We start from the raw sequence: 12,423 nt of genomic DNA, 5'->3' as shown, positions 1-12,423 counted from the left end.
GTGAGCACAATACCATCCGCATCAGTGCCTCAATTGGTTATACCGTTTATCCATTTGATCAGGGGTCGATGCAAACCCTGATCGAGCACGCTGATCAAACGCTGTATAAAGCAAAACTGGACGGTAAGAAAACCTTTCGCATGTATGAAACAGGGAACGAAGCCTGGCGTGATGAAAAAACCGAGCAGCTTTATGCTATTCGCCGGGCTTTGAGTGAAAACCAGTTTCAGTTACACATGCAGCCAAAAATCAATATGTGCAGTGGGGAAGTGGTCGGATACGAAGCACTGATTCGCTGGTTGCAACCTGAAAACGGACTGGTGTTTCCGCAACAGTTTTTGCCTTTAATTAACGGCACATCGTTGGAAATTCAGTTAGGTGAGTGGGTCATTCGTCAGGCGTTGAGTTATTTACAACAATGGCAGGCCGACTCTAAACAATGGAATATCAGCATCAACCTGTCGGCCTATCATCTTGGAAGTAATGGTTTTTTAAAGAGACTTGGCGAGATCGTTGATGAGTTTCCAGCAGTGGATTTACAGTATTTCCAATTTGAGATTCTGGAAAGTCACGCTCTGGATGATCTCAGTCTGATCGTTGATGTGGTCCGTCGTTGCAAGGATGAATTCTCTATTGCAACAGTACTGGATGATTTTGGTACAGGATATTCATCACTGAGCCACATCAGGACTTTGCCAGTATCTGCGGTAAAAATTGATCAGACATTTGTGCGGAACATGTTAAATGATGTGGATGACTGCAAAATTGTAGAAGGTGTTATTGCATTGGCCAGATCATTTGATTTGGAGGTCATTGCAGAAGGCGTGGAGTCACTGCGCCATGGTCAGATTTTGCTATCAATGGGCTGTGAACTGGCTCAGGGGTATGTGATTGCCAAACCGATGCCAGTGACGGAATTAACGCATTGGAAGCAACAATTTGAATTGCCTGAAGAATGGTTCAGTTATCGCTATCATCGCCAGCATTTGAAATGGACACAGTTAAACCTATTTTATTTGTATCTGGAATTAAGCCTGGAAAGCCTTGAACAGCGTTTTGATGTGGACCCCGAAGAACTTGAACTGTGGCCAATTCTCTCAATTAAACAATCGCATTGTGGTGTCTGGTTGGAGCGAACAGAAAATCTCCAACTTATTGATAAAGAATGTCTGCAAATTCTAAAAGAAAAATATCGAAGTTTTCATCATCTGTTAACCATGACGATTAAACTCTATCAAGCCGGTAAAAAACAAACGGCCATGCAGAATTTCCAATCGCTCAGAACACGTTATCAGGATATGCATCAATTTGTTCATGCCAAACTAATGCAAATGCAGCCAGCTGAGTTGAATGCGGACAATTTGCAGGCCTTAACAAAAAATTAGGGCCATTGTCGCTTTGGTCAGCCTCTGAAAGAACAACAAGCCTTGGGCTGATTGCAATAGAAATGGGGATGAAAGAGCAATAGCCACTAGGATCCTTACTCCAAATTCACTATGATTAAAAACTTTGTTTAATAACAGGCTGGCCGGAATGCAAAATCGGAAGAGAATTTTCACGCTGACAATCAGCGCGCTGGTTTTGCTGGGATTTATGGCCACCAGTCTGATTGGCTACTTTGTGGCGCGGGATTCCACCAGTGACCAGCTGCAAAAACAAATGCTGCCGCTGACCAGTGATAACATCTACTCCGAAATTCAGCGTGACCTGTTGCAGCCATTGTTAATCTCATCATTGATGGCGAATGATACTTTTATGATTAACTGGGCTGAGAATGGTGAACAGGATCCCCAGCGTTTAGCCGAATATCTGGCGCAGATACAACGAAAATACAATACGATTACCGCTTTTTTTGTCTCTGAAAAAACGCGCAATTATTATCATCCCAAGGGCATTATCAAACAGGTTGATGAGTCAGATCCGGCGGACAGCTGGTATTTCACCACACGAAAAATCACTACCGATTACGATATCAATATAGATTGGGATACCGCCGAACCCAATCGTATGAGCATTTTTGTTAATTATCGCGTTCTGAATCAACAAGGTGAGTTAGTCGGGGTTACCGGTGTTGGCCTGTCGATGGAGTCAGTGGCTCAACTGATTGAAAACTATCAGCGACGCTATGGACGGGAAATCTATTTTGTTGATCGTCAGGGTGAAATTACGCTGCGAAGCAGTCAGTTTCAAGATGATATCTACCTGCAAAACAAAACCGGTTTAGATCAATTATTTATACAGATCCTCAGTAATCCGAGTGCGTCGGTGAGTTATGCGGCGAAAAACGGTAACACTATCTATTTAAACAGTCGTTTGGTTCCCGAATTTGACTGGTTTTTGATCGTCGAGCAAATCAACGATCCCGCCGCTGACCGGATTGAAACGGCGTTATGGATCAATATTGCGGTTTCTCTGGCTATCAGTATCTGTGTATTAATGCTTGCCCATTTCACTATCCGGGGCTACCAGCGTCGTCTTGAATTGATGGCGACTAAAGATAAACTCACCGGGGCGACCAGCAGACAGGTATTCGACTGGGTCTTTAATAAAGCGCAAAAAACTGCGTTACGTAAGGATTGGTCTTTATCAATGATCGTGCTGGATATTGATCATTTTAAATTGGTCAACGATAAATACGGTCACCAGTTTGGTGATCAGGTGCTCAAATCGGTGTCTCGGCTGATAAAACAAAAAGTGAGAGATGTAGACGTTTTGTGTCGCTGGGGTGGTGAAGAGTTTTTATTATTGTTAGAAAACTGTGATCAACAACATGCAGCACGGGTGGCAGAAACGATTCGCGAAGCTGTCAGCGAGCATAAGATCCGGGTTAAAGATGACAGTATCAGCGTAACCATCAGTGCCGGTGTGACAGAGTTTCAACTGGGAGAAAGCATGGATGATCTGATTGAACGTTGTGATCACGCCCTGTATGAGTCCAAAAATAAAGGCCGTAATCGTATTACGGTTTATTAGGGCTTGTTGAGCTTTCTATGACAACAGAGGTGTTTCTGAAAGATAAACTGGCCCTAATTCACCATCTTTGTGCGTAGTGCACCGTTTTGCACCACAAAGTCGCATGTTACTTACCTGTTTAAAATTAATGTGTAATTAAATTAATAAGTTACCTGTTGGCACAGTGCTTGCTCAAGCATATTTAATCGAAATGCAGGAGCGATCCATGAAAGAAAAATTAGTGCTGATAGGTAATGGTATGGCCGGTGTGCGAACACTGGAAGAATTACTCAAGTTAGCACCTGAAAAATACGACATTACCGTTTTTGGTGATGAGCCTTACGGTAACTACAACCGTATTATGCTTTCACCTGTGCTGGCAGGCGATAAAACCATCGATCAGATCATGATCAACGATCGGCAATGGTATATCGACAATGGCATTACCTTGCATGCCGGTAAAAAAATTACCCATATCAATCGTGTAAAACGCCAACTGGAAACCGCAGAAGGCGAAGTCTTTGAATATGATCGTTTATTGCTGGCCACCGGTTCTCGCCCATTCATGTTGCCCTTACCCGGTCGTGATTTGCCTGGCGTTATCAGTTTCCGCGATATTGCTGATGTCGATACCATGCTGGAAACTGCCAAATCCCATAAAAAAGCCGTTGTTATCGGTGGTGGCTTACTTGGTTTGGAAGCAGCCAATGGTTTGATGATTCAGGGGATGGAAGTCACCGTGGTGCATATTGCTGATGTGTTGATGAATCAGCAATTGGATAAACCTGCTTCGGATTTAATGTTGCATGAGTTGGAAGCCAAAGGGCTTAATTTCCTGATGTCGCATGAAACGGCTGCGATTGAAGGCAAAAAACGGGTTGAAAAAGTCGTCTTTAAAAATGGCACAGAAATCGATACTGACTTAGTTGTGATGGCGGTCGGTATTCGTCCTAATATTGAACTGGCACAATCTGCCGGAATTCATTGTGAACGCGGTATTGTGGTAGATGACACCATGCAGACCTTTGATCCTAAAGTTTATGCAGTGGGGGAATGTGTACAGCATCGTGGTTCAACCTTTGGTCTGGTGGCCCCGTTATTTGAACAGGCTAAAGTCTGTGCCAACCATCTGGCTCAAATGGGTATTGCACGTTATGTCAGCTCCATTACCTCGACCAAACTGAAAGTTACCGGCATTGATTTATTTTCTGCAGGTAACTTTATAGGCGATGAAAGTACTGAAGATCTGGTGTTCAAAGATGCTGCCCGTCATATCTATAAAAAGCTGGTCATTCAGGATGACAAGCTGATAGGTGCGGTTTTATACGGTGATACCGTGGATGGGGCATGGTACTTCCAGTTGATGCGTGATGGCACTGATGTGTCCAGTATCCGTGAGAATATGCTGTTTGGTCAGCACCATATTGGTGACTCTGGCCATGGTGCGACCAATTCTGTCGATGGATTGCCTGATGATGCCGAAATTTGTGGCTGTAACGGTGTTTGCAAAGGCGATATCGTTAAAGCCATCAGTAAACACAGCCTGTTTACTCTTGATGAAGTCAAATCTCATACCAAAGCTTCTGCATCGTGCGGTTCCTGTACCGGTCTGGTTGAGCAATTACTGGCATCGACGCTGGGCAGTGACTTTAACGATACGCCAAGTAAAAAACCCATGTGTGGTTGCACCAGCATGAGTCATGGCGAAGTGAAAAACGCCATTAAAGAACAAGGTTTGAAAACCATTTCTGATCTGATGGTCGCCCTGGAATGGAAAAATGCTGATGGCTGCCACTCATGCCGTCCAGCATTAAACTATTATCTGCTGAGCACTTGGCCAGACTATCAAGATGATCCTCAGTCACGTTTTATCAACGAGCGGGTTCATGCCAATATCCAGAAGGATGGTACCTATTCAGTGGTGCCACGGATTTGGGGTGGGGTAACCAACGCCAATGAGTTACGTGCTATTGCCGATATCTCGGATAAATATAAAGTACCCACCGTAAAAATCACTGGCGGTCAGCGCATCGATTTGCTTGGTGTGAAAAAAGATGATCTGCCGAAAATGTGGGCTGATCTCAGTGAAGCCGGCTTTGTTTCAGGTCATGCTTACGGTAAATCATTACGTACCGTGAAAACCTGTGTGGGTTCAGAATGGTGTCGTTTCGGTACTCAGGACTCCACCGGCTTGGGCATCAAGGTTGAAAAAATGACCTGGGGTTCTTGGACACCGCATAAATTCAAAATTGCTGTATCAGGTTGTCCGCGTAACTGTGCTGAAGCCACCATCAAGGATTTCGGTATTGTCTGTGTTGATTCAGGCTACGAACTGCATGTCGGTGGTAACGGTGGTATCAAAGTTCGTGCGACCGATTTCCTGTGCAAAGTCGCTACTGAAGAAGAAGCGATGGAATACTGTGCAGCCTTTATGCAGCTTTATCGTGAAGATGCCCATTATCTGGAACGTACCGCACCGTGGATTGAACGGGTGGGACTGAAAAGCGTTCAGGCCAAAGTGGTTGATGATCATGACAACCGCAAAGTTCTGGCACAGCGGTTTTACGAGTCACAGGAAAAATCGCAGGGCGATCCCTGGGCGGAACATGCGGCCAAACAGCGCGAAAACTATATTCCCATCAAGCAAGTAGGTTAACAACAGATGCAAAATTGGACTGAAGTAGGACCGGTAGAAAGCGTACCGCAAAAAGGCTCACGAGTGATGACAACGCCGGATGGGGATGTGGCGATTTTTCGGACCAGTGGTGATGAGGTCTTTGCCTTATTTGATCAATGCCCGCATAAAAAAGGTCCGTTATCCCAGGGGATTGTTTACGATAAGCGTGTAGCCTGCCCATTACATAACTGGGTGATTGATTTAAGCAGCGGTGAGGCCACTGGTCCAGACGAAGGTTGCACCCGTTCATTTGATACCAAAGTCGAAGACGGCCTGATTTACATTGCACTCTGAGGATTGACTGTTGGCACAACACGCAACACAAACAACTTGTCCCTATTGTGGCGTCGGCTGCGGCGTTTTAGCTGCTCCGCAAACCGATGGTACGGTCGCCATAAAAGGTGATCCGTCCCATCCCGCTAATTTAGGACGCTTGTGTTCAAAAGGTTCTGCTTTAGGGGAAACCGGCGGTCTGGATAATCGTTTGTTGTATCCACAGGTAAATGGCAAACGGGTTGACTGGGATAACGCACTGAACCATGTCAGTGACCGGTTTAAACAGATCATTGATGAACATGGTCCGGAGGCCGTGGCGTTTTATGTGTCAGGTCAAATTTTGACCGAAGATTACTATATGGCCAACAAGCTGATGAAAGGCTTTATTGGCAGTGGCAATATCGAGACGAATTCGCGCTTATGCATGTCTTCTGCTGTGGCCGCGCATAAACGTGCATTTGGCAGTGATACGGTGCCGTGCAGCTATGAGGATCTCGAACAAACCGATCTGTTGGTGATTGTCGGTTCCAATACTGCATGGTGTCATCCGGTACTGTTTCAGCGTATTACTCAGGCCAAGCAAAACCGGCCGAATATGAAAGTGGTAGTGATTGACCCCCGAAAAACGGCCACCTGCGATATCGCCGATTTGCATCTGCCATTACGGCCCGGTGCGGATGCGTTTTTATTTAATGGTTTGCTGAGTTATCTCAAACAGCATGACTGTATCGACTGGCATTATCTTGAGCAATATGTGGAAGGCTTTGCTTCATCACTGGATTCGGCGGGAAAAACCGCTGCCAATATTCCACAAGTGGCACGTCAGACGGAAATATCTGAAGCCGATATAGCAAAGTTTTATCAATTGTTTGCCTCGACTGAAAAAACTATCAGCCTGTTCTCTCAAGGCGTTAATCAATCGACCAGCGGCACGGATAAATGTAATGCCATTATCAACTGTCACCTGGCCACTGGTCGGATTGGCAAAGTCGGTATGGGGCCGTTTTCCATTACTGGTCAACCCAATGCGATGGGCGGGCGTGAAGTCGGTGGCTTGAGTAATCAGCTGGCGGCTCATATGGAAATAGAAAAACCAGAACATCATGATCGTTTGTCACGTTTCTGGAACACCGATCGCTTAACCAATACTGCCGGTCATAAAACCATTGAGATGTTTCAGGCGATAGAGCGTGGTGACATCAAAGCTGTCTGGATTATTGCCACCAACCCGGTGGTGAGCATCCCGGATGCTGATCAGGTCAAGAGAGCGTTGGAAAAATGTGAATTGGTCATTGTTTCTGAAATTGAAAAGCAAACTGACTGCACCGAATTTGCCGATGTACTGCTGCCGGCGCTTGGTTGGGGCGAAAAAGACGGCACTGTCACCAACTCTGAAAGACGTATCAGTCATCAACGGGCTTTTTTACCAGCACCCGGTGAAGCTAAAGCCGATTGGTGGATGCTCAAGGAAGTCGGCAAACGTATGGGCTTTGCTGAACAGTTTCAGTTTGAAACGGCCGTAGATGTCTTTCGTGAACATGCCAGATTGTCTGCCTTTGAAAATCAGGGACAGCGTGATTTTGATATTAGCGCTCTGGCCAATATCACCGAGCAGGAATATGAATCGTTGCAACCCATTCAGTGGCCAGTGACCGAAAATGCGCCTCAGGGCACAGCGAGAATGTTTACCGATAATCATTTTTATACCGCTTCCGGTAAAGCCAGAATGATTGCGGTTGATCCGCATTATCCGCAAAACGAAGTCGATGATACCTTTCCTTTAGTGTTAAACACCGGCCGTATCCGTGATCAATGGCATACCATGACCCGCACCGGACGGGCACCCAGATTAAATGCGCATATCAGTGAACCGATGATTGATATGCACCCGGTCGATGCCGGCCACTGGCAGATCCAGAACAAGGCTCTGGCCCAGGTTGAAAGCAAATGGGGACGACTCACCGGAAGGGTGAATTTAACTCAGGATCAACGCCCGGGCAGCATCTTTGTGCCTATTCACTGGAATGGACAGTTTGCCTCACAGGCACGTGTTGACACATTGGTCGCACCCCTAACCGATCCCATTTCCGGTCAACCCGAGTCCAAACATACCCCGGTGAATGTACGTCCATTTTTGCCGCGCTGGCATGGTTTTATTTTATCCCGCAAGCCATTGAGCCTCACTGAAACAGCCTATTGGGTCAAAGTCAAAGGTCAGCAGTTCTGGCGCTATGAACTGGCTGGTGAAAACTGGGTAGAGCAACCACTTGAGTGGATTCAGAATATTACAGAACAGCAAGGTGAATGGATCGAATTCAGTGACCAGCGAGCTGGCCGCTATCGTGCTGCCAATATTGTTGATAATCAGTTACAGACTGTGATGTTTCTGGCTGCCGACCATTATCTGCCAGAACGTGGCTGGCTATCTCAATTATTTTCAGAAGAAACACTGGATGGAGCTGCCCGGCAGAGTCTGCTTGCAGGCCGTCCAGGGCCGGGACAGCAGGATAAAGGCAAAATGGTTTGTGCCTGTTTCGGTGTTGGCGAAACCACCATTAAAGACGCTATCCGTAAAGGTGAAGCCAAATCGGTTGATGATATTGGCCGATGTTTAAAAGCAGGGACCAACTGTGGATCCTGCATTCCCGAATTAAAACAGTTGTTGGCTAATTCCTGACAGCTGTCAGGGCAGAGCTTGTTTCTGCCTGAACAAATTGACGAGTGTTGTGTATTTACGATGATGCATTGCCCTCTGAACCGCCCAGCGCGTATGCAGCCATAACGACGTGGCAAATCAATCTCTATTTTTTTGATATTTCGGTCGCCGAAGGTATTTTCGCGGCCCGTAAATTAAGGAAGGATCATGTCAAAATTACCTACATATACTGCAACGACGTTGATGGCGAGCTTCATTGGCACATTTTCAATGACAGCGGCTGCAGCCGAACAAGACAGCTTTATCGAAGCCCTGACTGGCGGAAAGGTCAGTTTTTCTGCCCGTGCCCGTTATGAATCTGTTGAACAGGATAACGACCTGAAAGATGCCGATGCATTTACCGTGCGTTCTACCCTGGGGTATGAAACCGGCCGTTTAAATGGTTTTGGTGCATTTCTTGAGTTTGAGAATGTTACTGATCTGGGCGGTGATAATTACAATAGCACCACTAATGGTGAGACTGAATATTCAGTAGTGGCAGATCCGGATGGTACTGAAGTCAATCAGGCTTATCTGAGTTATCAGGGCTTTGATACCGTTGCGAAATTTGGTCGTCAGCAAATTACCTACCGAGATGCACCATTCCATCGTTATATTGGTAATGTGTTATGGCGGCAGAATCATCAAACCTTTGATGCTTTTTCGATTCAGAATACTTCTTTACCTGATACCAGGCTGAGTTACGCTTTTGTCAATAAAATAAACACTATTTTTGGGGATGATCGTGATGCTGGGATTATCAGAAATGGCGTAATTGATGTTGAAGCTCATTTGCTTAATGCCCAATACAGCGGTTTACCATTTGGCAAACTGGAAGGCTATGGGTATTTATTGGAATATGAAGATGCCGAAGCGACCTCTTCTAAAACATTGGGTGTGCGACTCAGTGGTGCTCCTGCGATCAATGATGCCTGGAATCTGGTTTATACAGCCGAATATGCCCGTCAAAGTGATTATAAAAGCGGCACCATGGATGCTCAGGATTATTATCTGGCAGAGCTGGGTGCCAAGCATAAAGGCTGGATGGCCAAACTCTCTTATGAAGTGCAGGAAGGCGATGGAACGGACAGTTTTAAAACACCCCTGGGCACTAATCATGCGTTTCAGGGCTGGGCCGATCAATTCCTGAACACTCCGGCACAAGGACTGAAAGATGCTTATTTAACAGTCGTTGGCAATGTGATTTTCGGAGCCAAACTGATTGTTTCCTACCATGACTTTGAAACGGACCAGGACAGTCTGGATGCCGGTAATGAGCTGGATGTTCTGTTGGAGAAAACCTTTAACCAGCATTACACCGTGGGTGTGAAATACGCTGATTATCAAGCGGATGATGAATTTCCATCGTTAGTGGATACTGAAAAGTTCTGGGTCTATGGACAAGTTAAGTTCTGATATCTCCTCGGTATTAGAGGCTGTTGATTTTTCATAGCTGCCTTTGTTGTACCAAGCCAGCCCTTCAGGGCTGGCTTTTTTTTATCTGTAATTCTGCTTCGGCGCACCAAAAATAAGCGATGGTCCGTTTACTACAGCCCATTTTAATGCATGACGTGACAAGATGAATTTTTAAGTTACTGATAAATAATAATTTTATCTCTGGCACAGCTTATGCAATATCGTTGTCGTTGCCATACAAAGAAGGAGGCCACAACAATGGGATACTTAGTTGATTTTTTCTATTTGATGAAAGAGTTATTCAAGCTGCTTTTGTTAGTGTTGATTTCTCCCTTAGGCTTAATGGCTGGTTATCTTTTCAGCTGGGAATAATCGGAACAACGACTAATTGAGAGTCAGGCTATGATAGTCAACCCCACCATTGCAGGTGCATTATCGGTAGCAGCATGTTTTGCTGCTACCAGACAATTCACCCTGAATTTCCGTGATAAACGACGTACAGAATTTGCCATTTCTCAACTGGTTAATTTAAAACAGTTAATTGATTTATCTCAGCAACATCGGGGCACCAGCAGTGCTGTCTGTGCTGGAAATGCTTCCCTGGTCGGCAAGCTGACCTTTCTGCAGCAACAAATCGATCAATTTATTCTCGGTGCACAAAACACCGAAATGCAAACGTTACCGCAATGGCAATCGTTTGTAGATCACTGGCCGCGACTTAAAAAGCAGATACTGGATCGCAAGCTGACTCCTCATCAGGTTATCCGGCAGCACAATGCGATGATCGAAGGCCAATTGTCTTTGTTTGATGATCTTAGCCGTTTGTACAACCTTCACCATTTTATGCTGGATAACATCACTCGCTTATCCGAAATCTGTCTTGACACTCTCAGAGCTGCTGAAATTCTCGGCCAAATGCGTGCCGTTGGATCGACCCTATGTGCCCGAGGTCAGGCAGGGGGCACCGAAACGATGATGTTGTCATTCCAACGTTTAACAGCAAACAGCAGGATCGGTGAATTACTCAGGGAAATTGCCGGAATTCGTAATAAAGACCTGGTGGGAATTCTGGCTGGTCAAAACGGTAAAATCGAACGCGATACAGATTTATTGTTACAGACCATTGATCAACAAGTGCTGATTGAAGGTTCGATTACCTTATCAGCCGATGATTACTTTAAAACGGCCTCCCGTGCCATTGATACGGTACTCAATGTGTTTTCTCTTATCATTAACTATGCTGCGGATAATCATGCGAAACTCAACTGACATCATGACACAAAATTTTAACTCCACATTGGTGTGCGATCGTTCTGATATAGCACAGCAATTAGTCGAACAATTGAGTGGCACCATGTTTGAGGTGACCAACCAATCGGCTTCTCTTCCTAAACTAGCCATGAAACAACTCGAATTTACTGGCATGTTCATTCTGGCCGTTCGTAATTGCGATAGTGACATGATGGCGCTTGTCGATATGTTACTCAGACAGCAGCCAATGCCAGTGGTTATTTTCACCGACGTTTATGACGCGCAGGTCGAAAAACAGGCTATTGAGCTTGGCGTCAGTGCGTATGTGGTTGATGGTTTACAACCGCATAGGGTGTTGCCGTTACTGAGCACAGCACGAAACCGTTTTCTGCAACAACAGACGATGCGTCAACAGGTGCAATCACTGGAAACCAAACTGGCAGAACGCAAGATTATTGACCGTGCAAAAGGCGTTTTGATGCAGCAGCGTCAGTGCAGTGAGGACGAAGCTTATCGTCTGTTACGCACCACAGCGATGAACCAGAACATGCGTCTGGCGATGTTGGCAAAACAGGTCTTGGCTACAGCAAACCTGCTGGAAACTCATCCTCATAACTGAGTTAAATAAAATGGTCTGTTACTGCACCATCTGAGTGCCAGACCTTTTGTTAAGCCCCAAAGCGACGCAAGTTGAAATTGATTATTAGTAAAGCGATTTTATAAGTGATTGAAATATATTATTTTTTAAATAGGTATGTGATTGGCATATTAACTGCAAATAGGACAGTGGGATCTGTTGTTTTTTCATAGCCGTTTTTGTTCTTGGCTATGAAAATCAGAGGGTCTTGGAACAATCCAACGCAGGATTGAAAACCGTGTCTGGAAATGATTTCCCCGGTATCGGGCAACGTCGCCGTTTTCTGTCCTCTGGCCTTGTTTTTATGATCTCCAGTAATGGAATCATCAGAATGAACTGGCCCTAAAAGTTGGAGCTATTTATGTCTTTACCTAAAGTAAATTCACATTCCATACGCCGCTGGTTATCTGCCGTTGGCATCATTGGTGTTATCAGTTTTTCGACAAACTCACTGGCAGCTCCGGGAGAGCTGGAAAAAGAAGATCTTCGCCTCGGTTTTATCAAGCTCACCGATATGGC

At 45.4% G+C, this 12,423-nt stretch carries 8 protein-coding genes; all 8 read left to right on the top strand.

From position 1 onward, the window contains the following. On the top strand, positions 1-1,385 hold a 1,385-nt coding region (locus B3182_RS02275; protein WP_292751385.1), incomplete at its 5' end, for a putative bifunctional diguanylate cyclase/phosphodiesterase. 148 nt (positions 1,386-1,533) lie between these two features. Then, the gene (locus tag B3182_RS02270; protein WP_292354117.1) at positions 1,534-2,973 is read left to right on the top strand and encodes a sensor domain-containing diguanylate cyclase; all 1,440 of its coding nucleotides are present in this window, start codon (positions 1,534-1,536) and stop codon (positions 2,971-2,973) included. 205 nt (positions 2,974-3,178) lie between these two features. Next, positions 3,179-5,608, top strand: coding sequence for a nitrite reductase large subunit NirB (nirB, locus tag B3182_RS02265; protein WP_292354119.1), 2,430 nt, complete (start codon positions 3,179-3,181; stop codon positions 5,606-5,608). A gap of 6 nt (positions 5,609-5,614) precedes the next feature. Beyond that, complete coding sequence (gene nirD, locus B3182_RS02260) at positions 5,615-5,923, top strand: nitrite reductase small subunit NirD (protein WP_292354121.1); 309 nt, start codon at positions 5,615-5,617, stop codon at positions 5,921-5,923. Between the two features lie 10 nt (positions 5,924-5,933). After that, on the top strand, positions 5,934-8,582 hold the full coding sequence (locus B3182_RS02255) for a nitrate reductase (RefSeq protein ID WP_292354123.1): 2,649 nt from the start codon (positions 5,934-5,936) through the stop codon (positions 8,580-8,582). Between the two features lie 186 nt (positions 8,583-8,768). Next, complete coding sequence (locus B3182_RS02250) at positions 8,769-10,016, top strand: hypothetical protein (protein WP_292354125.1); 1,248 nt, start codon at positions 8,769-8,771, stop codon at positions 10,014-10,016. A gap of 402 nt (positions 10,017-10,418) precedes the next feature. Then, on the top strand, positions 10,419-11,285 hold the full coding sequence (locus B3182_RS02245) for a nitrate- and nitrite sensing domain-containing protein (protein ID WP_292354127.1): 867 nt from the start codon (positions 10,419-10,421) through the stop codon (positions 11,283-11,285). After that, the gene (locus B3182_RS02240; RefSeq protein WP_292399533.1) at positions 11,269-11,886 is read left to right on the top strand and encodes an ANTAR domain-containing response regulator; all 618 of its coding nucleotides are present in this window, start codon (positions 11,269-11,271) and stop codon (positions 11,884-11,886) included. Before B3182_RS02245 ends, B3182_RS02240 begins: the two co-directional genes overlap by 17 nt. Positions 11,887-12,423: the final 537 nt, after the last annotated feature.

Origin of the sequence: Methylophaga sp. UBA4204 (assembly GCF_002379485.1) — a bacterium.
GTDB lineage: Bacteria > Pseudomonadota > Gammaproteobacteria > Nitrosococcales > Methylophagaceae > Methylophaga.
Note: the sequence above shows the minus strand (reverse complement) of the source record. Positions and strands in the feature narration are given on the sequence as shown.

Excerpts from the sequence above, each read along its gene's own strand:
- B3182_RS02270 (WP_292354117.1), top strand. The coding sequence starts at position 1,534 with ATGCAAAATCGGAAGAGAATTTTCACGCTGACAATCAGCGCGCTGGTT.
- nirB (WP_292354119.1), top strand. The coding sequence starts at position 3,179 with ATGAAAGAAAAATTAGTGCTGATAGGTAATGGTATGGCCGGTGTGCGA.
- nirD (WP_292354121.1), top strand. The coding sequence starts at position 5,615 with ATGCAAAATTGGACTGAAGTAGGACCGGTAGAAAGCGTACCGCAAAAA.
- B3182_RS02250 (WP_292354125.1), top strand. The coding sequence starts at position 8,769 with ATGTCAAAATTACCTACATATACTGCAACGACGTTGATGGCGAGCTTC.
- B3182_RS02245 (WP_292354127.1), top strand. The coding sequence starts at position 10,419 with ATGATAGTCAACCCCACCATTGCAGGTGCATTATCGGTAGCAGCATGT.
- B3182_RS02240 (WP_292399533.1), top strand. The coding sequence starts at position 11,269 with ATGCGAAACTCAACTGACATCATGACACAAAATTTTAACTCCACATTG.